Below are 26,011 nucleotides of genomic sequence, written 5' to 3' on the forward strand. Positions count from 1 at the left end.
TTTATTAGACCAAAATATTTTATAATGGAGACCAAAGCTATATTTTTAGATGTAGACGGAACATTGGTGAGTTTCGACACTCACCGCGTTCCGCAGTCGGCTATCGAAGCGTTGCAGCAAGTTCATGAATCCGGTATAAAAATCATAATAGCAACTGGGAGGGCGTTTACCGATCTTCACGAACTTGAAGAGATTCCATACGATGCAGTGATAGCTTTGAATGGGGCCGATTGTGTACTGAGAGATGGCACTCCTATATCTCGTAAACAGATTCCCGAAAAGGATTTTCAGAGGGTACTAGTATTGGCTCAACATTATGGGTTTGCTCTGGCTATCGAAACGAATAAAGGTATTTTTGTCAACGAACTCAATCCGACCGTCATCGAATTGGCTAGGCTGGTCAATCACCCTACACCGCCGGTGGCAGACATTGAAAAGGAATTTATGGGAGGCGAATGTTGTCAGTTATGCATATATTGTGATGAAGAAATGGAAAAAGAAGTTATGGCACAACTTCCCGGACTTTCTGTTTCCAGATGGAACCCTTTCTTTGCGGATGTCAATGTGACGGGAGTAAACAAGGCTATGGGTATCAATGAGTTTGCTTCCTATTATGGATTTGATGTTTCAGGAACCATCGCTTTTGGTGATGGCGGGAATGATATTTCCATGATTCGTGCAGCCGGGATGGGAATAGCTATGGGAGGAGCTTCCGAGGCTGTGAAAAGCGTTGCCGATTATATAACGGAGACGGTGGATGAGCATGGTATCCGGAACGCTCTGGTTCATTTTGGTATTGTGGAATAAAAATCGGCTGTCAAAACTTATGAAAACTATAGTCAGTGAATATTATGCTTTTAGAAAAACTGCTTAAAGAATTTAATTTTAGCATCAATACTTTTAATTTGGAGGAATCTAAGTTATTTGACCGATATTTTGAGCGGATATTGATTGGTAAAGATACATTTTTGATTAAGGAAGGAGAAATAGAAAGATATAGTTATTTCGTTTATGATGGGATGTTACGTTGTTGGCTTTTGAATCATAAAGGGGAAGAGCAGATTTTTTGGTTTTGTAAAGAAGGTACGTTTTCAATGTCGAACATATCTTTTACCTTACAAACAAAATCTGCATTTAATGTGCAGACAATTGTAGATAGCGTTATTTACCGAATAGACAAGAAGCGAGTAGATGAACTGTATACTGCTATTCCTAAGGTGAAAACCGTATTTGAAGATTTGAATGCCATACTACTGAATAAGCTCTTGAAAAGAAATATCGACTTGATTAAATATTCTCCTGAACAGTATTATCTACAGATGATTGAAGAATATGGCATTACATTAAACTATATCCCACTCAAAGATATAGCTTCTTATTTGGGTATCACGCCGCAAGCACTAAGCAGAATCCGTAAACGTATTTTTTAACCTGGGTTCAGTGCATTGAATGTATAAGTTCCGAACTTTGCGGCTTTAAATAGCAATTACAATTATGATTAGAAAAATTAAAGTTACGGATTATCCACGTTTGATAGAAATTTGGGAAAGTGCAGTATTGAGTACACATGATTTTCTTAAAGAGGAAGATTGTCTATACTATAAGGAACAGCTTCCGGTATATTTTCAGTATGTCACTCTATTCGGATTTGAACAGGAGGGAATCTTAATCGGATTTATGGGAATTGCAGAAGGAAATCTTGAAATGTTGTTTATTGACAATAATTATCGAGGCACAGGAATTGGGAAAAAACTGGTTACTTATGCCATAAATCATTTGCAGGTAACGAAAGTCGATGTGAACGAGCAGAATATTCAAGCTGTCGGTTTTTATAAATATATAGGCTTTAACGTATACAAAAGGTCTGATTTGGACGGAGAAGGTAAAGAATATCCTATTTTACACATGCAGTTGTAGTTCGTAAGTCAGACCCCGATTTTAAAAATCATCATTTTTGCCAGCACTACTTTTTCTTCTCATATTCGGCTTTAACTATCTGACAGCAAGAATTTAACCACGTGTTTTTTTTCTGTTTTTCGTTTATAATAAATAACATTTGTTAATGTCTATTTCGGGCTTATTTTCCGTTTTCTTTGTGCAAATATGGTGATTAAGGGGCGAACTCCGTTGTCTATAGTGCCGGAAGTATGGCTTTTGCTCCCCGTATATGGGCACTTTTTCCCTTCATGTCCTGTGTGTAATGCAGAGAAGCTTGGCGCATAATTCCCGAAACCTTATTACAAAACTTCGTCCCACGCATGTGTGCTCGCCGGTTTGCCTGCGTGAACCGTTGAGCCCACGTGCGTGGGACGAGGGTTTACATGAACCTTCATAATAAAAAGCATGGGACATACGTGGATTCTGCCTATACCTTCTTCCAGTTTTGTCCCTATCCGGAGGACGGTCTGCCCATTCATTGCTGCTCAGTTTCTTATTCTTGTGATGTAAGTCTGAGAAAACTGAAACTCGAAAATTGCTTATGCACCGGATATTTCGGGTCCCCATTTTTGCCGGAGCGAGAAAAAGAAAAAGCTCTGAAATCCTTGAATTTCAGAGCTTTGCTTTAATTTGCTATTTGCTTTCGCGGTGCGTACGGGACTCGAACCCGTGACCCCATGCGTGACAGGCATGTATTCTAACCAACTGAACTAACGCACCATTATTTCATTCTTTCGTTGCTATCTCTCTTGATTGCGGTTGCAAAGGTAGGCATTTCTTTGATATCTGCAATAGCTATGGCGAACTTTTTTCCAAGCGTTTTGTGCTGTATTTGCTTTATATCCTCATATTGAGAAGATTGGAAAAATAAGAGAAAAGTTAATTTAACAACTGTTTAGAAATACGTTTATGCACTGTTTTATTCTTGATATGAAAACCTTTCCTGGAGAAAACGAAACATTTCGGAGCTTGTTTTAAACTTCTTGCTCGAAAAGTTCGTTGTTTTGCAATAAATCGTTATTTTTGCGGACTCAAAACGAGAATGTTGTAATTTGAAAAATGATAAAAAACATTTTAGGATGATGAAAACAGCCAAACTGTTGCTGCACTGCCCTGACAAACCAGGCATATTGGCAGAAGTAACAGACTTTATAACGGTGAATAAAGGTAATATTATCTATCTGGATCAGTATGTAGACCATGTAGAGAATATCTTTTTTATGCGTATTGAATGGGAATTGAAAGATTTTCTGGTGCCTCAGGAAAAGATTGAGGATTATTTTGCCACTTTGTATGCACAGAAATATGAGATGAATTTCCGTCTCTATTTCTCCGATACAAAACCGCGTATGGCTATCTTTGTTTCAAAGATGTCCCATTGCTTGTTCGACTTGTTGGCGCGTTACACCGCTGGTGAGTGGAATGTGGAGATACCTCTTATTATAAGCAATCATCCCGATTTGCAGCACGTGGCCGAGCGTTTCGGTATTCCTTTCCATCTTTTCCCCATTACCAAAGAGACAAAGGAGGAACAAGAGAAGAAGGAAATGGAGTTACTGGCAAAGCATAAGATAACTTTCATAGTGCTGGCGCGCTACATGCAGGTCATTTCCGAGCAAATGATAAACGCTTATCCCAATAGGATAATCAACATTCATCACTCTTTCCTTCCGGCATTTGTGGGAGCGAAGCCCTATCATGCTGCGTTTGAACGTGGAGTGAAGATTATTGGAGCTACCAGCCACTATGTTACCACAGAGTTGGATGCCGGTCCCATCATAGAGCAGGATGTGGTGCGTATTACACACAAGGACACTGTGCAGGATTTGGTGAACAAGGGTAAGGACTTGGAAAAGATTGTGCTTTCTCGTGCTGTTCAGAAGCATATTGAACGCAAGGTGTTGGCATATAAGAACAAAACGGTAATATTTAATTAGTTGATAGTTGATAATTGATAGTTGATGGTGGGGAACTTGTCATTACCTTTCAATTATTACCTTTCAATGGTCAATTCTCAATTAAAAAAATGAAAGTTGCAGTTGTCAAATATAATGCAGGCAATATCCGTTCGGTGGATTATGCTTTGAAGCGTCTGGGAGTAGAGGCAGTGATTACGGCAGATGAGGCTGTGCTACGTGCTGCCGATAAGGTTATCTTTCCCGGTGTGGGAGAGGCGGAAACCACTATGGACTTTTTGCGTGCCGGTGGTATGGATAGGCTGATAAAGGAGTTACGCCAGCCGGTATTGGGCATTTGCCTGGGCATGCAGTTGATGTGCCGCCACTCTGAAGAGGGGGATGTGGATTGCCTGGGTATTTTTGATACTGATGTGAAACGTTTCATTTCGCAGAGGCACGAGGATAAAGTACCTCATATGGGATGGAATACCATTGCCCGGACGAATAGCGGACTTTTTAAAGGCTTTACTAAAGAAGAGTTTGTTTATTTCGTACATAGTTTCTATGTGCCAGTCAATGATTGTACGGCAGCCGTGACGGATTACATTCATCCGTTCAGTGCCGCTTTGCATAAAGGCAATTACTACGCCACACAGTTCCATCCGGAAAAGAGTGGAAGTGTGGGAGAGCGTATTTTGCGGAATTTCCTGGAACTGTAAATCGTCAAATCGTAAATAAAATGATAGAACTGATTCCCGCTATTGACATTATTGACGGAAAATGTGTACGCCTTTCCCAAGGCGATTATGACAGCAAGAAGGTGTACAACGAAAATCCCGTGGAAGTGGCCCTGGAGCTGGAGGCTCATGGTATCCGCAGACTTCATGTGGTCGATTTGGACGGTGCGGCTTCCCATCATGTGGTAAACTACCGTACGTTGGAACAGATAGCTGTGCGTACGTCTCTTATTATTGATTTTGGAGGTGGGGTGAAGAGTGATGAAGATTTGGTGATAGCTTTTGAGAACGGTGCGCAGATGGTGACCGGTGGCAGCATTGCTGTGAAGAATCCCGAATTGTTCTGCAAATGGCTTCAAATGTATGGTTCCGAGAAAATTATTCTTGGCGCTGATGTGAAAGAGCATAAAATAGCCGTCAATGGTTGGAAGGATGAGAGTGGCTGCGAACTGTTTCCGTTCTTGAAAGACTATGTAGAGAAGGGGGTCCGTAAGGTTATCTGTACTGATATCAGTTGTGACGGAATGCTGCAAGGACCATCGATAGCGTTGTATAAGGAGATACTGGAGCACCATCCTGAACTCTATCTGATAGCAAGTGGAGGCGTAAGCTGTGCCGATGATATACGCCATTTGGAAGTTGTCGGCATACCTGCCGTTATTTTCGGTAAGGCTCTGTACGAAGGCCGCATCACCTTCAAAGAACTGGAAAACTTTGTTAGTTGAAAGGTGAAAATTAATCACTTATAACTCATAACTTATAACTCAAACCGCCGTGTTAGCAAAAAGAATCATTTCTTGCCTCGACATTAAAGATGGGCAGACAGTGAAAGGTACCAATTTCGTGAACCTCCGCCAGGCCGGCGACCCGGTAGAACTGGCGCGTGCTTATAGTGAGCAGGGTGCCGACGAACTGGTTTTTCTCGACATCACAGCCAGTTTTGAAGGCCGTAAGACTTTCACTGAATTGGTGAAACGCATAGCTGCGAATATCAGCATTCCTTTTACTGTAGGTGGAGGCATTCATGAACTGGGTGACGTGGATAGGCTACTGAATGCAGGTGCCGATAAAATCTCCATCAATTCCTCAGCTATCCGCCGTCCCGGATTGATAGACGAGATTGCGAAGAACTTCGGTTCTCAGGTTTGTGTACTGGCAGTTGATGCCAAACAGACAGAGAAGGGATGGCGATGCTACTTGAACGGTGGTCGTGTGGAAACGGATAAGGAACTGTTTGCGTGGACAAAAGAAGCCCAGGAACGTGGTGCGGGCGAGATATTGTTCACCAGCATGAATCACGACGGTGTCAAGACCGGTTATGCCAATGAAGCGCTTTCCAGCCTTGCCGACGGATTGTCCATCCCCATCATTGCATCGGGAGGGGCAGGTGCCAAAGAACATTTTCGTGACGTCTTTTTGCAGGGAAAAGCAGATGCTGCCCTGGCAGCCAGTGTTTTTCATTTCGGAGAAATCAAAATTCCCGAATTAAAATCGTATCTTTGTGCCCAAGGAATTGCGATGAGAAGATGAAGGTGAGTTTACGATTGGACGATTTACGATTTACGATTGGGATTACTCAAGCAAATCATAAGTCTCCAGTCACTTAAAGTAATATCAATCGTAAATAGTAAATAGCTAAATCGTAAATAGAATGGATTTTGACAAGATGAACGGACTCGTTCCGGCGATTATACAAGATGCAGATACCGCTAAGGTGCTGATGCTTGGCTTCATGAACAAGGAGGCTTATGACAAGACGGTGGAAACTGGAAAGGTGACTTTCTTCAGCCGTACCAAGAACCGTCTTTGGACGAAAGGCGAGGAGAGTGGCAACTTCCTGAATGTGGTTTCCATGAAGGAAGACTGTGACCGGGATACGTTACTGGTGCAGGTACATCCCGTAGGCCCGGTTTGCCATACCGGTACAGATACTTGCTGGGGTGAGAAGAACGAACAGCCGGTTATGTTTCTAAAGCTTCTTCAGGATTTCATCTGTAAGCGTTATGATGAAATGCCCGAAGGTTCCTATACGACCAGTCTTTTCCAGTCCGGTATCAACAAAATGGCACAGAAGGTAGGCGAAGAGGCTGTGGAAACCGTCATTGAGGCTTGCAACGGTACGGACGAACGCCTGATTTATGAAGGAGCTGATTTGTTGTATCACCTCATCGTGCTGCTCACATCCAAAGGATACCGCATTGAAGACCTTGCGCGTGAATTGGAGGAACGTCACAGTGCGACGTGGAAGAAACATTAAGTAATTAAAAATTAATAATTAAAATGGGGGTGGGCGAGGCGCTGATAAGATATACGGACGTAGAGATACACCAGCAGGAGTTGTGCGTACTGAACGATGTGAATTTGGAACTTCACAAAGGGGAGTTCGTGTACCTGGTAGGTAAAGTGGGCTCCGGCAAGACGAGCCTGCTCAAGACTTTCTATGGCGAACTGGATATTGCATCGGGCGAGGCTGAAGTATTGGGGTATGACATGCTCCATATTAAGCGTAAGCACATCCCGCAGTTGCGCCGTAAGCTGGGAATCGTATTCCAGGACTTCCAGTTGCTGACAGACCGTACGGTGTACGATAACCTTGAATTTGTTCTCCGTGCTACCGGTTGGAAGAGCAAAGGGGAGATTAAGGACAAAATAGAAGAGGTGTTGAACCTGGTGGGGATGAGCAACAAAGGATATAAGTTGCCTAATGAACTGTCGGGTGGTGAGCAACAGCGCATTGTGATTGCGCGTGCAGTGCTCAACTCTCCGGAGATAATCCTTGCGGATGAGCCTACCGGAAACCTGGATTCGGAAACCGGACATGCCATTGCAGAACTTCTGCACGGCATCAGTGAAGCCGGCGCACTGGTGGTGATGACCACGCACAACCTGCAGCTGCTGCGAGAGTTTCCCGGCAAGGTGTACCGGTGCGCAGACCATCTGATGACTGATGTTACAGCAGAATACGCCCCTGCAATAACCAATGATTAGTAGTTAAGTAGTTATCTCTAACTACTGATTCTTATAAAGAACAGAAATTAACGATAAAGCTCCGCAGCTGCCTACTTGTAGCTCGTAGCTTGTAACTATAAACTAATTAATACAGGAACGAAAATGAAAGTTTTAAAGTTTGGAGGTACTTCAGTAGGTTCGGCTCAGCGAATGAAGGAAGTGGCCAAATTGATTACCGATGGTGAACGTAAGATTGTGGTTCTCTCTGCCATGTCGGGTACCACAAACACATTGGTTGAGATTTCGGACTATCTGTACAAGAAGAATCCGGAAGGTGCCAACGAGATTATCAACAAGCTGGAAAGTAAATATCGCCAGCACATTGATGAACTCTTTGCTACTCCGGAGTATAAACAGAAAGGCCTGGAACTCATCAAATCACATTTTGACTATATCCGTTCTTATACCAAAGACCTCTTCACTCTGTTTGAGGAGAAAGTGGTGTTGGCTCAGGGCGAGTTGATTTCCACCGCCATGATGAACTACTATCTGCAGGAATGCGGCGTGAAGTCTGTGTTGCTTCCGGCTTTAGAATACATGCGTACGGACAAGAATGCCGAGCCCGATCCGGTCTATATCAAGGACAAGCTCCAGGTTCAGCTGGAACTGTATCCGGATGCTGAGATTTATATCACTCAGGGGTACATCTGCCGCAACGCCTACGGCGAGATAGACAATCTGCAGCGTGGCGGAAGCGACTATACGGCTTCGCTGATTGGTGCTGCCATCAACGCTTCCGAAATCCAGATTTGGACGGATATCGACGGCATGCACAACAACGACCCCCGTATTGTGGACAAGACTGCGCCGGTGCGTCATCTGCATTTCGAAGAGGCCGCCGAGCTGGCATACTTCGGTGCCAAGATTCTGCACCCTACCTGCATCCAGCCTGCCAAGTATGCCAATATCCCCGTCCGTCTGCTCAATACGATGGACCCCACTGCTCCGGGTACGCTGATTTCCAATGATACGGAGAAGGGTAAGATTAAGGCGGTGGCTGCCAAGGACAACATTACGGCCATCAAGATAAAATCCAGCCGCATGTTGCTTGCTCACGGATTCTTGCGTAAGGTTTTCGAGATATTCGAGAGCTACCAGACTTCCATCGATATGATTTGTACTTCAGAAGTGGGTGTGTCCGTATCTATCGATAATGTGAAGCATCTCAATGAAATTCTGGATGACTTGAAGAAGTATGGCACAGTGACGGTGGACAAGGACATGTGCATCATCTGCGTGGTGGGCGACCTCGAATGGGAAAACGTCGGTTTCGAAGCCAAGGCATTGGATGCCATGCGCGACATACCGGTACGTATGATTTCTTTCGGTGGTAGCAACTATAATATTTCTTTCCTCATCCGCGAGTGCGACAAGAAGGCAGCGTTGCAGTCACTCAGTGATGCGCTGTTCAATGAGGAATAACTCTTGATATTTTTCAGACGCAGATTACACAGATGACGCAGATTCTTTTTGCTTCCTATTTGTGTAATCTGCGTCATCTGCGTCTGAAAAATTATTTGTAGACACCTCTTTCATCTTCCTTTTTTTAAACTAAACAAAGATTACGATTATTATATGAAAGGAACATTCCCTATCCATAAATTCCGCGAATTGCGTACTCCCTTCTATTACTACGACACAAAGGTCTTGCGCGACACACTTTCGTGCATCCGTACGGAAGCTGCCCGATATGGCAACTATTCGGTGCATTATGCTGTGAAGGCCAATGCCAATCCCAAGGTGCTTGCCATTATCCGCGAGAACGGCTTGGGTGCCGACTGTGTAAGTGGCGGTGAAATCCGTGCAGCCATCAAGGCAGGTTTTCCCACTGGCAAGATTGTTTTTGCAGGGGTGGGCAAGGCTGATTGGGAAATCAATCTGGGGCTGGATTATGACATTTTCTGCTTTAATGTGGAGTCTGTCCCCGAGCTGGAGATTATCAACGAGCTGGCTGCCGCTAAAGATAAGGTGGCCAATGTGGCTTTCCGTATCAATCCCAATGTAGGTGCCCATACCCATGCCAATATTACCACTGGGCTGGCCGAAAACAAGTTTGGTATTAGCATGCAGGATATGGACCATGTGATAGACATTGCGCAGAATATGAAGAACCTGAGATTCATCGGACTGCATTTCCACATCGGTTCCCAAATATTGGATATGGGCGATTTCGTGGCTTTGTGTAACCGCGTCAACGAATTGCAGGATAAGCTGGAAGCTCGCCATATCCGCATCGAGCACGTCAATGTGGGGGGCGGACTCGGCATTGACTACGGTCACCCCAACCGTCAGCCGATACCCGACTTCAAAAGCTACCTCGAGACTTACAACAGCCATCTGAAACTCCGTCCCCACCAGACGCTCCACTTCGAGCTGGGACGTGCGGTAGTGGGACAATGCGGTTCATTGATTTCGCAGGTGCTTTATGTGAAGCAGGGCACCAACAAGCAGTTTGCCATTCTGGATGCCGGCATGACGGATTTGATTCGTCCGGCACTCTACCAAGCGTTCCATAAGATAGAGAATATCACTTCGGATGCGCCGGTTCAGGCTTATGATGTCGTAGGGCCCATCTGTGAGTCTTCTGATGTATTCGGTAAGGCTATTGATTTGAATGGGGTGAAGCGTGGCGACCTTATCGCCCTCCGTTCGGCAGGGGCTTATGGCGAAATTATGGCTTCGGGCTATAACTGCCGTGAGCTGCCTCAAGGATATACGTCGGACGAGCTGGTATAGAGAGGCTGGAGATGCGTTGCATGAATGGCGAAGCATTTATTATACCAAGGCTTCTGTTTTTATATAAAAAATGTTATTGCGTGAACAACTTTTAAGGTTTCTTGTTACTTTTGTAATGATTTCAATTTAAATAAATACGATTATGATTACAGAAAAATTACAGAATGCAATTAATGAGCAGATTACGGCTGAGATGTGGTCTTCCAACCTTTATCTGGCAATGTCTTTCTATATGGAGAAAGAAGGTTATAACGGCATGGCTTCCTGGTTGAAGAAGCAGGCTTCTGAAGAAAAAGCTCATGCTTGTGAAATGGCTTCTTATATCATCAAGCGTGGCGGTAAGGCCAAACTGGACAAGATTGATGTTGTTCCCAATGACTTCGGTACTCCACTGGAAGTGTTCGAGCAGGTAGCCCAGCACGAACGCCGTGTTTCCAAAATGATTGATGAATTGGTAGATGTTGCCTCTGCCGAAAAAGATAAGGCTACACAAGACTTCCTTTGGGGATTCGTGCGCGAGCAGGTAGAAGAAGAAGCTACTGCCGACGGCATTGTAGATATGATAAAGAAAGCCGGTGATGCCGGAATCTTCTTCGTTGACTCAAAACTGGGAGAACGCAGATAAGAGAGAAACTAAAAAAATCCCGCGGCTAATTTTAGTCGCGGGATTTTTTTTAGTTATGAGTTATAAGTTGTGAGTTATTTGTTGATGAAGGGCTTATATCCGCAAGGGAAAGCACAAGCAAATAACTTATAACTCATAACTCATCACTCATTTCAGCACTCCCAGCTCTTTCCCCACCTTAATAAATGCAGCGATACATTTGTCCAGATGCTCCTTTTCGTGTCCGGCAGAGATTTGTACGCGGATGCGTGCCTGGTCTTTGGGCACTACGGGGTAGTAGAAGCCGGTGACGTAGATGCCTTCTTCCTGCATGCGGGTGGCATAAATCTGGGAGAGTTTGGCATCATACAGCATGACGGCGCAGATGGCGCTTTGTGTCGGCTTGATGTCGAAACCGGCGGCGGTCATCTTGTCGCGGAAGTAGTTCACGTTTTCCAGCAGTTTGTCATGCAGGGCATTGCTCTCTTTGAGCATCTTGAATACCTCGAGGCTGGCGCCGATGATGCCCGGAGCCAATGAGTTGGAGAAGAGGTACGGACGGCTGCGTTGGCGTAGCAGGTCGATGATTTCCTTGCGTCCGGTAGTGAATCCTCCCAAAGCGCCGCCAAAGGCTTTGCCCAAAGTTCCGGTATAGATGTCTACGCGTCCGTAGGTGCCGTATTGTTCGCTTACGCCGTGTCCCGTAGGGCCTACCACGCCGGCGGAGTGTGATTCGTCCACCATGACCAGCGCGTCGTATTTCTCGGCAAGGTCGCAAATGCAGTCCATCGGGGCAACGTTGCCGTCCATGGAGAATACCCCGTCCGTAACTACGATACGGAAACGCTGTGCCTGGGCTTCCTGCAGGCATCTTTCCAGGTCGGCCATGTCGGCATTGGCGTAGCGATAGCGTTTGGCTTTGCAGAGGCGTACGCCGTCAATGATGGAAGCATGGTTTAGGGAGTCCGAGATGATGGCGTCTTCCTCGGTGAAGAGGGGCTCGAACACACCGCCATTGGCGTCGAAACAAGCGGCGTAGAGAATGGTGTCTTCAGTCTTGAAGTAGTCGGAGATGGCTGCTTCCAGCTCCTTGTGGATGTCCTGCGTTCCGCAGATGAAGCGTACGGACGACATGCCGTATCCGCGGCGTTCCATAATCTGCTGGGCGGCGGCAATCAGCCGCGGGTGGTTGGACAGTCCCAGGTAATTGTTGGCACAGAAGTTCAGCACCTCTTTGCCTTTTACGCTGATGGCAGCTTGTTGTGCACTCTCAATCAGTCGCTCTTCCTTGTAGAGTCCGGCTTCTTTTATTTCAGCAAGTGTCTTGCTGAGATGGTCTTTCATTTTACCGTACATAGCATTTTATTTTTTAGGTAATACGTTGTCATTACATTTCCCACAAAGAACATCATTTTTCTTGGAATAAACAATATCAATATGGCAGAAATATGAAAAAAAAGTGTGTATATTTGCACCATATATAATAACGAAACCTTATAAATAACTCGTATGAAGAATATTTTGGTAATTGGAGCTACCGGACAGATTGGGTCGGAACTCACGCTGGAGTTGCGCAAACGTTATGGTGATGACCATGTTGTGGCAGGATACATTCCGAGTGCTATGCCCAAGGGAGAATTGAAAGCATCCGGCCCTTCGGCCATTGCCGACGTGACAGACCGTCAGTCCATCGAGGTGGTGGCGCGTCAGTTCAAGATTGATACTATCTACAATCTGGCCGCCTTGCTCTCGGTAGTTGCCGAAAGCCGTCCGGCCATGGCTTGGAAAATCGGTATCGACGGGTTGTGGAATGTGCTGGAAGTGGCGCGCGAGTACAATTGTGCCGTGTTTACCCCGAGTTCCATCGGCTCGTTCGGCGAAGCCACGCCTCATGTAAAGACACCGCAGGACACTATCCAGCGTCCGCGTACCATGTATGGCGTGACAAAAGTGACGACTGAATTGTTGAGTGACTATTACTATACAAAATATGGTGTGGATACACGCTCGGTACGTTTTCCGGGAATCATTTCGAACGTGACCCCTCCGGGTGGCGGCACTACGGACTATGCGGTGGATATTTTCTACTCTGCCGTGAAGGGAGAAAAATTCGTATGTCCGGTGAAGGCCGGCACGTATATGGATATGATGTATATGCCCGACGCACTGAACGCGGCCATCTCGCTGATGGAAGCGGCACCGGCAAGGCTGAAGCACCGCAACGCCTTCAATATCGCCTCCATGAGTTTTGACCCGGAACAGATTTATCAGGAAATTAAGAAGCATATGCCTGATTTTGAGATGGCATACGAGATTGATCCGCTGAAGCAGGCCATTGCCGACAGCTGGCCCGACTCTCTGGATGACTCTTGTGCACGCGAGGAATGGGACTGGATGCCGCAGTACGACCTGGAGTCCATGACCGTAGACATGCTTGAGAAATTAAGGGCTAAATTAAACAAGTGACCGTAAGCGGTCCGTAAAGAATGAAAAAACTTTTATTGGGATTTTTGTTGTTCGCCTTTTTGATTTCGTGTGGAAACAAAAAGGCGAAAATGGATCCCTTTGCTACCATTACGGAAATGGTGGATTCGGCCGGTCACAAGGCCGATACGCTGCTGGAAGCAGAAGTGAAGGAAGAACCGAAGCCGATGGAGGCAGACGAGCTGTTTGATGATTTTATCTTCAATTATGCTTCGGATGATGCTCTGCAAAGGCAGAGGACGGTATTTCCTTTGCCCTATTATGACCGTGACACTCCGCTGAAGATAGAGGCGGACTTCTGGAAGCACGATTATCTGTTTACCAAGCAGAACTATTACACCTTGCTTTTTGATAAGGAAGAGGATATGGACATGGTGGGCGATACTACGCTGACATCGGTACAAGTGGAGTGGATTTTCTTGAAAACGCGTATGATGAAGCGTTATTATTTTGAGAAGAAGCGGGGAATGTGGATGCTCGAAGCCATCAACCTGCGCGAGATGGAGAAAGGCGAAAATGAGGACTTCGTGGAATTCTATACCCGTTTTGTGACGGACAGTGTCTATCAGAGCAAGCATATCAGCCATCCGCTACAATTCATCACCATAGACCCTGACGACGAGTTCTCTATCCTGGAAACCACTTTGGATGTGGACCAGTGGTATGCCTTCCGTCCGGTAATGCCTGCCGACAGACTGTCTAATATCAATTACGGACAGAAGAATGAGGACTTGTCGGACACCAAAATACTGAAGGTAAATGGCATAGGCAACGGATACTCCAATATCTTCTATTTCCGCAAACGCAGTAAGGGATGGGAGCTGTACAAATATGAAGACACGAGCATTTAAAATAAAGGAGGAAAGGTTTGAGGAAGATACCCAATACATTTGGAATTGACGTTACTGCTGCAAGATTTCTGGAATACGGTTCGGAGGATGAACTGCGGGAGCTGATTGCGGCAGGACAGGTCGTTGCGCCCTGGCTGCATATCGGTGGAGGGAGCAACCTGCTCTTTATCAAGGATTATGAAGGCACGGTGCTGCATTCACGTATCGGTGGCCTGGAGGTGACGTCAGAGGATGAGGAGCACGTGTGGGTGCGTGTGGGTGCTGGTGTGGTATGGGACGATTTTGTGGCTTGGTGTGTGAAACGACATTGGTATGGTGCCGAGAACCTTTCGCTGATACCGGGTGAGGTCGGGGCAAGTGCAGTACAGAATATCGGTGCTTATGGTGTGGAAGTAAAGGACCTGATAACATCCGTGGAAACCATAAATATGGCAAGGGAGAAGCGTATCTACGGGGTGGATGAATGCGGCTACTCCTACAGAAAGAGCTTGTTTAAGCAACCGGAGATGAAGGCCGTGTTTGTGACTTACGTGAACTTCTGCTTGAGTAAACGGGAACATTATACATTGGATTACGGTACTATCCGGCAGGAGCTGGAGAAATATCCGGTGCTGAATCTGGAAATTTTGCGCCGCGTGATTATAGACATCCGTCAAAGCAAGTTGCCCGACCCGAAGGTGCTGGGCAATGCGGGTAGTTTTTTTATGAACCCCATCGTGCCGCGTCGGCAGTTCGAGTCTTTGCAACGGGAATATCCGGACATGCCCCACTATGATGTGGATGCCGGTCGGGTAAAGATACCGGCTGCCTGGATGATAGACCGGTGTGGCTGGAAAGGCAAGGCGCTGGGGCCTGCTGCGGTGCACGGCCGGCAGGCGTTGGTGCTGGTGAACTCGGGTGGTGCCACGGGAGCGGATATTGTCGCTCTTTCGGATGCCGTGCGGGCTTCTGTCCGCGAGAAATTCGGCATTGATATTCACCCGGAAGTTTGTTTGATAAAATAGTAAGAGAGTTTTGACACACCCAAACATTGTTGTATATAACCTGATTTTAGAAATTTATTTGATTTAGTCAATGGGAAAACTCAGAATATTAGGAAGTGGAACTTCGACCGGTGTGCCTGAGATAGGCTGTACTTGTCCGGTCTGCACTTCCACTGACCCGCGGGACAACCGCTTGCGTGCGTCATCCCTGCTGCATACGGATGATGCGGTGATATTGATAGATTGTGGTCCTGACTTCAGGGAACAGATGCTGCGTGCTTCTTCTTTTGAGAAGATAGACGGCGTACTGGTGACACACGAACACTATGACCATGTGGGTGGTCTGGATGATTTGCGCCCGTTCGGTCGTTTTGCCGATATCCCTATCTATTCCGATGCCTACACTGCTGCCCATCTGCGGGCAAGGATGCCTTACTGCTTTGTCGATAAGGTATATCCGGGAGTTCCGCGTATCTATCTGCAGGAAGTGGAGGCGGGGCAGGTGTTCCACATCAACCGGACGGAAGTGCTGCCTTTACGGGTGATGCACGGCAGGCTTCCCATCCTGGGCTACCGCATTGGCGGCCGGCTGGGATATATCACGGATATGCACATGATGCCTGAGGAATCTTATGAACAATTGAAGGGCTTGGACGTTTTGGTAATGAATGCTTTACGGCCAAAGCCGCATCCTACGCACCAGAGTATTTCGGAGGCGTTGGAGGCTGCCGGACGTATTGGTGCCAAAGAGACCTATTTCATCCATATGAGCCATCATGCAGGGCTTCATGCCGATATCGAAAAGCAGCTGCCACCCCATGTACACTTTGCCTACGATGGACTTGAAATAGATTTCTAAACTTTTTGAAACATTTGTTTTGTTTTATTAGTAGAAAATGCTATTTTTGCCAAAAGTTGATGAATAAATGCCATGAAACTCCGACTCCTCATACAGATAGCTGTCGTTGTGTCCATAGTGCTGCTATGTACCGGTTTTGGTGTGTATTCTTTCCTGCGGTTGAATTCGGTGGAGAACCGGCAGGATTTCAATCTTTATACTTTGGTGCCGCAAGATGCCACAGCCATACTCGAAACCGACCGTATGGCAGACCTCGTGGAGGATATCAATGAACTGAATTGCAGCAAAGACAACCATTTTCTATACGTATCGGAGCTTTTTGTTTACTTGAAGAAGTATTTGTATACTTTGGTGGAGGATACTCCGCATGGACTGAGTAAACAGATGAACAAGATGCTGATTAGCTTTCACGAGCCGGATACACCGATGAACCAAGTATTGTATTGCAGTTTGGGTTCGGGTGATTATGAGTTGGTGGAATCTTTTGTGGAGAAGTACTGCTCCAGTTCGTTTCCTTCCAAGTATTTCGATTACAAGGGAGAGGAGATACGTATCTATCCCATGGCAGACGGTCGTTTCCTGGCTGCCTACTTCACTCCCGATTTTCTGGTTGTAAGTTTCCAGAAGCGTTTGATAGAACATGTGATTGATGCGCGGCGCAGCAAAAAGTCCCTGATGAACCTCCCTTCTTTCCGCACTATGTACGCGGGCAAGCAGAGTAACGTGGCTGCCACGGTCTATGTGCGTATGAAAGGAGTGGATATGGGGAAGCCTACGGATGGTATCCGTTCGCAGACGCAGCTGGGCAGTTGGGCAGAGTTTGACATGAAGTTCAATGAAGATGCCATTTATTGCTCCGGCATCAGCCATGGGTCGGATTCCACACAGACGTTTATCAATGCCTTGCGGGTGCAGCAGCCGGTAGAGGACGGATTTTCCGGGGCTCTGCTTCCGTCTTCCACTTTCTTTTACGATCGCTGGGCAATGTCTGATAGAAATTCCTGGTTTGGCTTTACTGCCAGTCAGGAGTATGCCAAGGCCACCTATTCAGACTATATCAAGCAGCGTGACGAAGAGTGGATTGCTTACTTGAATGAGCATGCGGGCGAGAGCGTGATGTCTTGCTTGTTCCAGTCTAAAGACACGTTGGACAAGCTGCCTTGCGCCGTGATGTGTATCCCTCTCAAGGATGAACTGGCAGCGGAACGCCGCTTGCAGTATCTGCTTTACAGTACCCCCAAGGAAGAGGATGCTCCGCTTATGCCGAAAATGGTTTCAAATAATTCGTTGTATCCCAAAGCAAGGAAGTTCCCTAAATATGTGTTGCCCCGTAACACGCTGCTCACCCAACTGACGGGCATCACGGAGTCTGCCCTTTATACCTTTGCCTGTTTCTATCGGGGTAGTCTGTTGCTGGCTCCCGATGCACTGAGCCTTTCGGCCTATATTGAGGCGGTGGAGAGTGGAGATGTGTTAGACGGAACACCGGTGTACGAAGAGGGTATAGGCAGTCTTTCACCCATATATAATTTTGTGATGATGGTGGATATGGAGATGATGCTGAGCCAGCCTGAAACGTATGTGCGTCTGATACCGAACTTCTTCTTCCGTCAATCCAACTTCTTCCGTCATTTCATGCTTGCAGTACAATTCACTTGTACAGAAGGGGTGGTTTATCCGAATATCGTATTGCTTTATAAAGGGTGATTAATCGGTCATTCTGTAGAGTGCTGAGGGAAAATAAGCACGAGGAAAGTCAAAATACACACTCACCACAGATTGCACAGATTAACACAGTTTATTCTAGAATTTTGATAATCAAGAATTTTTAGCTGTGTTAATCTGTGCAATCTGTGGTGAATTATAACATATTCTTAGAACGGCAGGTCATCCTTTGCATCCCCTGCGAGGAATTCCGGTGCGGCAGTGGGAGCCGGCGGCGGAACGGGAGCGCCCGGAGCGGGTGCGGCAGTGCTTACGCGTTCTACCTTCCATGCGCGAATACTGTTGAACCAACGGTCTTGCCATTGGCGTGCGTCTACATCAAAAGATACTGTCAGCTCTTCGCCCATCTGAATATTGAACTGTTCGATTTTGTCCGCTCCAAATACGTCAAAACACATTTTGCGCGGATATTGGCCATGGTCTTCAATCACATATTCTTGTGATTTCCATTCGTTACCTGACTTGGAAACTCCGCCTCTGGGCTGGAGTATAGCGATGATTTTTCCTGTAAATTCCATTGTTTTCTTTTTAAATGATGCGGCGAAGTTACAATTTTTTAGGAATATGAGACGAATATTCGGCTGTTTTTTCTTGCTATTTCTTTGTCGTAGGGAATTCTTTTTTTAACTTTGTCCGTCAGTTTGAAAAAGATAAAAACGGTTTCTAAGACGTTAGCAAAATAAAAAACTTAAATATACAGAAGATATGAAATTTATCGTTTCGAGTACTGCGCTCTCCAGTCATTTGCAGGCTATCAGCCGTGTGATTAATTCGAAGAATGCGTTGCCTATTTTGGATTGTTTCCTCTTTGAACTGCAAGACGGAACCTTGTCTGCAACTGTTTCCGACAGTGAAACGACGATGGTCACTACGGTCGAAGTGAATGAAAGTGATATGGACGGCCGTTTTGCCGTCACAGCCAAAACCCTTTTGGACGCTTTGAAGGAAATTCCCGAACAACCGTTGACTTTTGAAATCAATACGGATTCCCTTGAAATCACGGTACAGTATCAGAACGGTAAATACAGCCTGATGGGGCAGAATGCGGACGAGTTCCCGCAGTCTGCCATGTTGGGTGACAATGCCGTACGTGTGGAAATGGATGCACAAGTGTTGCTGGGTGGTATCAACCGTGCCGTGTTTGCTACGGCTGATGACGAGCTTCGTCCCGTGATGAACGGTATCTATTTCGATATCACAACGGAGGACATCACGATGGTGGCATCAGACGGTCATAAGCTGGTGCGCTGCAAGACACTGGCCGCCAAAGGTAACGAACGTGCCGCCTTTATCCTGCCCAAGAAGCCGGCTTCGCTGATGAAGAATCTGCTGCCGAAAGAGCAAGGCATGGTGACTATCGAGTTCGACGAACGCAACGCTGTGTTCACATTGGAAAGCTACCGCATGGTGTGCCGTCTTATCGAAGGACGCTATCCCAACTACAACTCTGTGATTCCGCAGAACAACCCTTATAAAGTGACGGTAGACCGTCTGCAACTGCTCGGTGCTTTGCGCCGCGTGTCTATCTTCTCTTCGCAGGCAAGCAGCCTTATCAAGCTCCGTATGCAGGAGAATCTGATTGTCATCTCCGCACAGGACATCGACTTCTCTACATCGGCCGAAGAAACACTGGTTTGCCAATATGCGGGCAATCCGATGAGCATCGGTTTCAAGTCCACTTTCCTGATTGACATTCTGAATAACATTTCTGCCGATGAAATCGTTATCGAACTGGCAGATCCTTCACGTGCAGGTGTCATTATTCCGGTAGAGCAGGAAGAGAACGAAGACTTGCTGATGCTGCTGATGCCGATGATGCTGAATGACTGATGAATATTAGCAATCGGATTATGAGCTACGAGCTACAAGTGGCTGCGCAATTATGCCGCACGGTACTTGTAGCTCGTGGCTTGTAAGTTAAACTTATAATTTATAGCTCATAGCCAGAGCTTATAAAACGAAAAAACAATGAAATTGAATCTGAAAAATCCGATAGTCTTTTTTGATTTGGAGACTACGGGTACCAATATCAACTCAGACCGAATTGTCGAAATCTGTTACCTCAAGGTATATCCCAACGGGAATGAGGAGTCCAAAACCATGCGTATCAACCCCGAAATGCCCATTCCTGCCGAAGCATCTGCCGTTCATGGCATCTACGATGCCGATATAGCCGACTGCCCCACATTCAAGGAAGTGGCGCGCAACATTGCCAATGACATTGAAGGATGCGACTTGGCGGGCTTCAACTCCAACCGTTTTGATATCCCCGTCCTGGCGGAAGAGTTCCTTCGTGCCGGTGTGGACATTGACATGAGTCGCCGCAAGTTTGTGGACGTGCAGGTCATTTTCCACAAGATGGAGCAACGCACGCTGTCTGCTGCCTATAAATTCTATTGCGGCAAGAATTTGGAAGACGCCCATACGGCAGAGGCTGATACACGTGCCACCTACGAAGTGCTGATGTCGCAGTTGGACCGCTATCCGGAGTTGCAGAATGACGTGGCTTTCCTTGCCGACTATTCCAGCTTCAACAAGAATGTGGACTTTGCCGGTCGTATGGTCTACGATGACAAAGGTGTGGAAGTATTCAACTTCGGCAAGTACAAGGGCATGTCGGTATCCGATGTCCTGAAGCGCGATCCCGGCTATTACAGCTGGATTCTGAACAGTGATTTTACCCTGAATACCAAAGCCACGCTGACCAAGATACGTCTGCGTGAAATGACTCAGAAATAAATGGCAAATATACTGAAAGGGAAGAAAATAGTATTGGGCATTACGGGCAGCATTGCCGCCTATAAAGCATGCTATATTATTCGCGGACTGATTAAGCGTGGTGCAGAGGTGCAGGTGGTCATTACGCCTGCCGGAAAAGAATTTATTACCCCTATCACGCTCTCTGCCCTGACCAGCAAACCGGTTATCAGTGAGTTCTTTGCCCAACGCGATGGCACCTGGAACAGCCATGTGGACCTCGGTCTGTGGGCAGATGCCATGCTGATAGCCCCGGCTACGGCTTCCACCATCGGCAAGATGGCGAATGGTGTGGCAGACAATATGCTGATTACCACCTATCTTTCCGCCAAAGCTCCGGTGTTTGTGGCGCCTGCCATGGACCTGGACATGTATGCCCATCCTTCCACCCAAAAGAATCTGGATACACTCCGCTCTTATGGAAACCACATCATAGAACCTGCTACGGGAGAACTCGCCAGCCATCTGGTGGGGAAAGGCCGTATGGAGGAGCCGGAGAATATCATCCGCCACCTGGAAATGTACTTTGCTGCCAAAGATGGCGACCTGGTGGGCAAGACAGTGATGATAACCGCAGGACCTACTTATGAGAAGATAGACCCGGTGCGCTTCATCGGCAACTATTCTTCCGGCAAGATGGGACTTGCCCTGGCAGATGAATGTACCGCCAGAGGGGCCAAGGTGATACTGATTGCCGGTCCGGTGCAGCAAGGCACTTACTTCCCGATGCACCAGTACCATGCGGTAGAGTCGGCGCAGGAGATGTTCGAGGCTGCATCCGCCGCCTTTGTCCATGCCGATGCCGCCATCTTGACGGCTGCCGTGGCAGACTACACCCCCGAACAAGTGGCGGATGAGAAAATCAAGCGTGAAAAGACCGGGGAGATGAGTTTGAACTTGAAACCTACTCGCGACATAGCCGCTTTCTTAGGCAATCTGAAGAACGATACAGAGCACCAACGGCGCCTCCTCGTAGGCTTTGCCCTTGAGACTCATAACGAGCAGATGAATGCGGAAGACAAGCTCAACCGCAAGAATCTGGACTTCATCGTGCTGAACTCCCTGAACGACAAGGGAGCCGGTTTTCGTTGCGATACCAATAAGATCAGTATCATAGACCACCAGGGAAAGACGGACTACCCCTTGAAGTCCAAAGCCGAAGTGGCTGCCGACATCGTAGACCGTCTGGTGAAAGATTTAAATAGTAAATAGTAAATCGTCAAATCGTCAATATCCTTATGTTGCGTTCGCTTTACATACAGAATTATGCGCTTATTGAAAAGCTCGATATCAGCTTCAGCAGCGGTTTCTCGGTGATAACGGGTGAGACCGGTGCTGGAAAATCCATTATTCTGGGTGCCATCGGTCTGCTGCTGGGACAGCGTGCCGATGTGAAAGCCATTCGTGTAGGAGCTTCGAAGTGCATTATCGAGGCCCGTTTTGATATTTCCGCTTACGGTATGCAGCCTTTCTTTGGGGAGAATGAGTTGGAGTACGAGGAAGAATGCCTCCTGCGCCGCGAGGTGTCCGCTTCGGGCAAGAGCCGGGCATTCATCAATGACACGCCTGCTTCATTGGCTCAGATGAAGGAGTTGGGAGAACAGCTGATTGACGTGCATTCCCAGCATCAGAACCTATTGCTGAACAAGGAAGGGTTTCAGTTGAATGTACTGGACATCTTGTCGCATAACGAAGAGGCCTTGTCTGCTTACCAGCATATCTTCGGAGCATGGAAGCAGGCACAGCAGGATTTGGAGGCCCTTGTTGCCCGTGCCAATCAGGATAAGTCGGACGAAGACTATATCCGTTTCCAACTGGAACAGTTGGAAGAGGCACACTTGTCTGCCGGTGAGCAGGAGGAGCTGGAGCAAGAGGCAGATACGCTGAGCCATGCGGAAGAGATAAAGGCCGGACTCTATCGGGTAGGGCAGACGCTCTACTCGGACGAAGGAGGCTTGTTGTCCGGGCTGAAGGAATGCCTGAATACGATGCTCGGCCTGCAGAGGGTTTATCCGGTTGCCGGGGAACTTGCCGAACGCATGGAAAGCACTTATATCGAGTTGAAGGATATTTCGCAGGAAGTGTCGGGTAAGGAGGATGAAATAGAGTTCAACCCCGAACGTCTGGATGAAGTGAACGAACGTCTGAACTTGATTTATACGCTCCAACAGAAGCACCGCGTTTCCACTGTCGGTGAACTTCTGGCGCTGACGGATGAATACGCCGCCAAACTCTCAGCCATCACTTCGTCCGACGAGCACATCGAGGAACTGAAAGCGCGTTGCGACGCTTTATATAATAAGGTGAAAAAGCAGGCTGCCGTCCTCACCAAGGCGCGTACTGCCGCTGCCCGTGAAGTGGAGAAGCAGATGGCTGCGCGGCTGGTTCCGTTGGGCATGCCCAATGTCCGTTTCCAGGTAGAGATAGGTGCCCGCAAAGAGCCGGGCATACACGGGGCGGATACTGTGAACTTCTTGTTTTCCGCGAATAAGAACGGGGCATTGCAAAGCGTCTCCTCCGTAGCTTCGGGTGGTGAAATAGCCCGCGTCATGCTCTCCATCAAAGCAATGATAGCCGGTGCCGTCAAGCTTCCTACCATTGTATTCGACGAAATAGATACCGGAGTCTCCGGCGAGATAGCCGACCGCATGGCGGATATCATGCAGGAGATGGGCGAGCAGGACCGCCAGGTAATCAGCATTACCCATCTACCCCAGATTGCTGCCCGTGGACGCGCCCATTACAAGGTGTACAAGCAGGACAACGAAACGGAAACAAACAGTCACATCCGTCGTCTGACCGACGATGAACGCGTGGAAGAAATAGCCCATATGCTGAGTGGTGCTAAGCTGACCGAAGCCGCACTGAACAATGCCAGAGCATTGCTGGAAGTATCAAATAGTAAATCGTAAATCGTCAAATAGTAAATACCCATATATGGTTGATAACAGTGAAATGATTTTCGGCGTCCGTGCCGTGATAGAAGCCATTCAGGCAGGAAAAGAGATAGACAAGATATTGGTAAAGAAGGACATTCAGAGTGATTTGTCAAAAGAGCTGTTCGCTGTCTTGAAAGGGACTTTGATACCGGTACAGCGCGTTCCGGTGGAACGCATCAACCGCGTGACGCGTAAGAATCACCAGGGAGTGATTGCCTTCATCTCTTCAGTCACTTACCAGAAGACGGAGGACTTGGTACCTTTCCTTTTCGAGCAGGGCAAGAATCCTCTGTTTGTGATGCTTGACGGCATCACGGATGTCCGCAATTTCGGTGCCATTGCCCGTACTTGCGAGTGTGCGGCGGTAGATGCCGTGATTATCCCTGCACGGAACAGTGTATCTGTCAACGCAGATGCCATGAAAACCTCGGCAGGAGCCTTGCACACTTTGCCCGTTTGCCGCGAACACAGCCTGAAAGAGACCCTGCAATTCCTCAAGAATAGTGGTTTCCATATCGTGGCAGCCACGGAGAAAGGCGATTACGACTATACCAAAGCCGACTATACCGGTCCGATGTGCATCATTATGGGTGCCGAAGACAAGGGGGTGTCCTATGACAACCTGGCGTTGTGTGACGAGTGGGTGAAGATTCCCATGTTGGGAACCATCGAGTCCCTCAATGTTTCCGTTGCAGCCGGCATTTTGATTTATGAAGCGGTAAAACAAAGAACCAACTAAGATATGAAAAAGAAATTGCTGTTGATGCTCACTCTCTGTTTATTGGCTCAGTGGAGTGTGGCACAAGCCCCGAAGTGGGTAGACAAAGCCAAACGTGCCGTTTTTTCGGTGGTGACCTACGACCAGAACGATAAGATACTGAATACTGGAAACGGCTTTTTTGTCACTGAAGATGGCGTTGCGCTTTCTGACTACACCTTGTTCAAAGGTGCCCAGCGCGCCGTTGTGATGAGCTCGGACGGGGCACAGATGCCAGTGGAGGCCATTATGGGGGCCGATGACATGTACGATGTTGTCAAGTTCCGTGTCGGCATCCCCGGAAAGAAAGTCACGGCACTCACTTTGGCTGCTGTGGCTCCGGCTGCCGGTGCGGATGTATATCTGCTGCCTTATTCCACCCAGAAGGACCGTTCCTTCACTGCCGGGAAAGTAAAGGAAGCTGATAAGATTTCCGGCAACTATTCCTATTATACGCTCGATATGCGTCTGAAGGACAAGATGGTGAGTTGTCCGCTGATGACTGTGGACGGGCAGGTCTTCGGCCTTGCGCAGAAGTCCTCCGGACAAGACACGGCTACCATCTGCTATGCCATTGATGCCAATTTCGCCATGTCGCAGAATATCTCCGCATTGTCTTATGGAGATATGTCATTGAAGGGCATCGGTATCAAGAAGGCATTGCCCGATACCGAAGAGCAGGCTTTGGTGTTCCTCTACATGGCTTCTTCCCAACTGTCTCCGGAGAAGTATATGGAGACTCTGAACGATTTCATTGCACAATATCCTGCCAGTGCCGACGGTTATCTGCGCCGTGCTTCCCAGCATCTGTTCATGTCCCGTGAAGATGCTTCCATGGATAAGGTCGTCGCAGATATGGATAAGGCTTTGGAGGTTGCCGCAAAGAAAGATGATGTGTATTACAACCGGGCCAAGATAATCTATAATTATGCATTGGGCAAGCCCGAGAAAGTTTATAAGGACTGGTCGCTCGACAAGGCTCTGGACGAGGTACGGAAAGCGATAGCCATTGACGAGCTTCCGGTTTATGTCCAGTTGGAGGGTGACATCCAGTTTGCCAAGCAGGACTATCCGTCGGCATTTACCAGCTATGATAAAGTGAATAAGACCATTCTGGCCTCTCCGGCCACCTTCTTCAGTGCCGCCAAGACCAAGGAATTGATGCAGGCGCCTGCCGAGGAGGTACTGGCTTTGATGGACAGTTGTGTGGCCCGCTTTACCCAGCCCTATACGGAGGAAGCCGCCCCTTACTTGCTGGAGCGTGCCCAAGCCCGTATGAATGCAGACCAGGCGCGTAATGCCATGCTGGATTATGACGCCTATTACAATGCCGTGAACGGTAAAGTGAACGACATGTTCTACTATTACCGTGAGCAGGCTGCTTTGAAGGCCAAGCAGTACCAGCGTGCGCTGGACGATATGGCGAAAGCCATCGAACTGAATCCGGAGGATTTGACTTACCGTGCCGAACTGGCAGTGGTGAATCTTCGCGTGGGACGTTACGAAGAGGCGTTGAATGTGCTGAAGGCTGCTCTGGAGAAAGACCCTAAGTATGCCGAGGCCTACCGTCTGATGGGTATCGCCCAGCTGCAGATGAAGAAGGACAAGGAAGCTTGTGCCAGCTTTGCCAAGGCAAAGGAATTGGGTGACCCCAATGTGGATGCTTTGATTGAGAAGCATTGCAAGTAAAGGGATGGGATAGAATAAAGGCTCTGCTTTCGCAAGCAGAGCCTC

25 protein-coding genes and 1 tRNA gene are annotated in these 26,011 nt (G+C 47.5%); 23 read left to right on the forward strand and 3 right to left on the reverse strand.

Features of this window, described 5'->3' with window-relative positions; all coding sequences use genetic code 11:
* Nucleotides 1-24: 24 nt before the first annotated feature.
* From ACESTD_RS04670 to ACESTD_RS04680, 3 genes are all read left to right on the forward strand, one after another.
* Entirely contained in the window at nucleotides 25-807 is a 783-nt protein-coding gene (locus tag ACESTD_RS04670; RefSeq protein WP_022402025.1) for a Cof-type HAD-IIB family hydrolase, read from the forward strand.
* A gap of 44 nt (nucleotides 808-851) precedes the next feature.
* Nucleotides 852-1,430, forward strand: coding sequence for a Crp/Fnr family transcriptional regulator (locus ACESTD_RS04675; protein ID WP_005832383.1), 579 nt, complete (start codon nucleotides 852-854; stop codon nucleotides 1,428-1,430).
* Nucleotides 1,431-1,494: 64 nt separating this feature from the next.
* Nucleotides 1,495-1,917 carry a GNAT family N-acetyltransferase gene (locus ACESTD_RS04680; RefSeq protein WP_005832381.1) on the forward strand — a complete coding sequence of 141 codons (423 nt, stop codon included), beginning with the start codon at nucleotides 1,495-1,497 and terminating at the stop codon, nucleotides 1,915-1,917.
* A 667-nt stretch (nucleotides 1,918-2,584) separates the two neighbouring features.
* Here ACESTD_RS04680 and ACESTD_RS04685 read toward each other — a convergent pair.
* Nucleotides 2,585-2,658 (reverse strand) — tRNA-Asp (locus ACESTD_RS04685).
* Nucleotides 2,659-3,017: 359 nt separating this feature from the next.
* Here ACESTD_RS04685 and purU point away from each other — a divergent pair.
* From purU to ACESTD_RS04730, 9 genes are all read left to right on the forward strand, one after another.
* The gene (gene purU / locus ACESTD_RS04690) at nucleotides 3,018-3,875 is read left to right on the forward strand and encodes a formyltetrahydrofolate deformylase (protein ID WP_005831431.1); all 858 of its coding nucleotides are present in this window, start codon (nucleotides 3,018-3,020) and stop codon (nucleotides 3,873-3,875) included.
* A gap of 89 nt (nucleotides 3,876-3,964) precedes the next feature.
* On the forward strand, nucleotides 3,965-4,555 hold the full coding sequence (gene hisH, locus ACESTD_RS04695) for an imidazole glycerol phosphate synthase subunit HisH (protein WP_008664882.1): 591 nt from the start codon (nucleotides 3,965-3,967) through the stop codon (nucleotides 4,553-4,555).
* Nucleotides 4,556-4,575: 20 nt separating this feature from the next.
* Nucleotides 4,576-5,298 (forward strand): 1-(5-phosphoribosyl)-5-[(5-phosphoribosylamino)methylideneamino]imidazole-4-carboxamide isomerase, encoded by a 723-nt coding sequence (gene hisA / locus ACESTD_RS04700; protein ID WP_005831427.1) that lies wholly within the window; start codon nucleotides 4,576-4,578, stop codon nucleotides 5,296-5,298.
* Nucleotides 5,299-5,347: 49 nt separating this feature from the next.
* Nucleotides 5,348-6,103, forward strand: coding sequence for an imidazole glycerol phosphate synthase subunit HisF (hisF, locus tag ACESTD_RS04705; RefSeq protein ID WP_005831425.1), 756 nt, complete (start codon nucleotides 5,348-5,350; stop codon nucleotides 6,101-6,103).
* Nucleotides 6,104-6,224: 121 nt separating this feature from the next.
* Nucleotides 6,225-6,830 carry a bifunctional phosphoribosyl-AMP cyclohydrolase/phosphoribosyl-ATP diphosphatase HisIE gene (gene hisIE / locus ACESTD_RS04710; protein ID WP_009038209.1) on the forward strand — a complete coding sequence of 202 codons (606 nt, stop codon included), beginning with the start codon at nucleotides 6,225-6,227 and terminating at the stop codon, nucleotides 6,828-6,830.
* Between the two features lie 23 nt (nucleotides 6,831-6,853).
* The gene (locus tag ACESTD_RS04715; protein ID WP_005831420.1) at nucleotides 6,854-7,561 is read left to right on the forward strand and encodes a cell division ATP-binding protein FtsE; all 708 of its coding nucleotides are present in this window, start codon (nucleotides 6,854-6,856) and stop codon (nucleotides 7,559-7,561) included.
* 123 nt (nucleotides 7,562-7,684) lie between these two features.
* On the forward strand, nucleotides 7,685-9,004 hold the full coding sequence (locus tag ACESTD_RS04720) for an aspartate kinase (protein WP_373158698.1): 1,320 nt from the start codon (nucleotides 7,685-7,687) through the stop codon (nucleotides 9,002-9,004).
* 153 nt (nucleotides 9,005-9,157) lie between these two features.
* Nucleotides 9,158-10,318: a diaminopimelate decarboxylase gene (gene lysA / locus ACESTD_RS04725; RefSeq protein WP_329779392.1), complete on the forward strand. Its 1,161-nt coding sequence runs from the start codon at nucleotides 9,158-9,160 to the stop codon at nucleotides 10,316-10,318.
* Between the two features lie 142 nt (nucleotides 10,319-10,460).
* Nucleotides 10,461-10,943, forward strand: a complete 483-nt coding sequence (locus tag ACESTD_RS04730) for a ferritin (protein WP_005831414.1) — start codon at nucleotides 10,461-10,463, stop codon at nucleotides 10,941-10,943.
* Nucleotides 10,944-11,090: 147 nt separating this feature from the next.
* On the opposite strand, the gene kbl is transcribed toward ACESTD_RS04730, so the two are convergent.
* Entirely contained in the window at nucleotides 11,091-12,278 is a 1,188-nt protein-coding gene (gene kbl / locus ACESTD_RS04735; RefSeq protein WP_057089478.1) for a glycine C-acetyltransferase, read from the reverse strand.
* Nucleotides 12,279-12,431: 153 nt separating this feature from the next.
* Between kbl and ACESTD_RS04740 the strand changes: the two genes are divergently transcribed.
* The 5 genes from ACESTD_RS04740 (at nucleotide 12,432) to ACESTD_RS04760 (ending at nucleotide 17,806) form a co-directional block, all read left to right on the forward strand.
* Nucleotides 12,432-13,388 carry an NAD-dependent epimerase/dehydratase family protein gene (locus tag ACESTD_RS04740; protein ID WP_005831407.1) on the forward strand — a complete coding sequence of 319 codons (957 nt, stop codon included), beginning with the start codon at nucleotides 12,432-12,434 and terminating at the stop codon, nucleotides 13,386-13,388.
* Between the two features lie 20 nt (nucleotides 13,389-13,408).
* On the forward strand, nucleotides 13,409-14,257 hold the full coding sequence (locus ACESTD_RS04745; RefSeq protein ID WP_005832369.1) for a DUF4348 domain-containing protein: 849 nt from the start codon (nucleotides 13,409-13,411) through the stop codon (nucleotides 14,255-14,257).
* Between the two features lie 17 nt (nucleotides 14,258-14,274).
* Nucleotides 14,275-15,261: a UDP-N-acetylmuramate dehydrogenase gene (gene murB / locus ACESTD_RS04750; RefSeq protein ID WP_044467694.1), complete on the forward strand. Its 987-nt coding sequence runs from the start codon at nucleotides 14,275-14,277 to the stop codon at nucleotides 15,259-15,261.
* A gap of 70 nt (nucleotides 15,262-15,331) precedes the next feature.
* Nucleotides 15,332-16,099, forward strand: coding sequence for an MBL fold metallo-hydrolase (locus ACESTD_RS04755; protein WP_005832365.1), 768 nt, complete (start codon nucleotides 15,332-15,334; stop codon nucleotides 16,097-16,099).
* 72 nt (nucleotides 16,100-16,171) lie between these two features.
* The gene (locus ACESTD_RS04760) at nucleotides 16,172-17,806 is read left to right on the forward strand and encodes a DUF3352 domain-containing protein (RefSeq protein WP_005832363.1); all 1,635 of its coding nucleotides are present in this window, start codon (nucleotides 16,172-16,174) and stop codon (nucleotides 17,804-17,806) included.
* A gap of 167 nt (nucleotides 17,807-17,973) precedes the next feature.
* Here the strand turns inward: ACESTD_RS04760 and ACESTD_RS04765 are convergent, their stop codons facing one another.
* Nucleotides 17,974-18,342 (reverse strand): DUF3127 domain-containing protein, encoded by a 369-nt coding sequence (locus tag ACESTD_RS04765; RefSeq protein WP_005831391.1) that lies wholly within the window; start codon nucleotides 18,340-18,342, stop codon nucleotides 17,974-17,976.
* Between the two features lie 187 nt (nucleotides 18,343-18,529).
* Between ACESTD_RS04765 and dnaN the strand changes: the two genes are divergently transcribed.
* The 6 genes from dnaN (at nucleotide 18,530) to ACESTD_RS04795 (ending at nucleotide 25,966) form a co-directional block, all read left to right on the forward strand.
* Nucleotides 18,530-19,654: a DNA polymerase III subunit beta gene (gene dnaN, locus ACESTD_RS04770; RefSeq protein WP_005831387.1), complete on the forward strand. Its 1,125-nt coding sequence runs from the start codon at nucleotides 18,530-18,532 to the stop codon at nucleotides 19,652-19,654.
* Nucleotides 19,655-19,792: 138 nt separating this feature from the next.
* Nucleotides 19,793-20,563, forward strand: a complete 771-nt coding sequence (locus ACESTD_RS04775) for a 3'-5' exonuclease (protein WP_005831385.1) — start codon at nucleotides 19,793-19,795, stop codon at nucleotides 20,561-20,563.
* Entirely contained in the window at nucleotides 20,564-21,793 is a 1,230-nt protein-coding gene (gene coaBC / locus ACESTD_RS04780; RefSeq protein WP_005832361.1) for a bifunctional phosphopantothenoylcysteine decarboxylase/phosphopantothenate--cysteine ligase CoaBC, read from the forward strand. It abuts the gene before it with no gap.
* Between the two features lie 26 nt (nucleotides 21,794-21,819).
* A complete protein-coding gene (gene recN, locus ACESTD_RS04785; protein ID WP_329779391.1) occupies nucleotides 21,820-23,493 on the forward strand; it encodes a DNA repair protein RecN in 1,674 nt (557 codons plus the stop codon).
* Between the two features lie 25 nt (nucleotides 23,494-23,518).
* Nucleotides 23,519-24,259 (forward strand): 23S rRNA (guanosine(2251)-2'-O)-methyltransferase RlmB, encoded by a 741-nt coding sequence (rlmB, locus tag ACESTD_RS04790; RefSeq protein ID WP_005831382.1) that lies wholly within the window; start codon nucleotides 23,519-23,521, stop codon nucleotides 24,257-24,259.
* A 3-nt stretch (nucleotides 24,260-24,262) separates the two neighbouring features.
* Complete coding sequence (locus tag ACESTD_RS04795) at nucleotides 24,263-25,966, forward strand: tetratricopeptide repeat protein (RefSeq protein ID WP_195326556.1); 1,704 nt, start codon at nucleotides 24,263-24,265, stop codon at nucleotides 25,964-25,966.
* Nucleotides 25,967-26,011 lie beyond the last annotated feature (45 nt).

It is taken from the genome of Bacteroides sp. AR20, from assembly GCF_964250605.1.
In the GTDB taxonomy this organism is placed as follows: Bacteria; Bacteroidota; Bacteroidia; order Bacteroidales; family Bacteroidaceae; genus Bacteroides; species Bacteroides uniformis.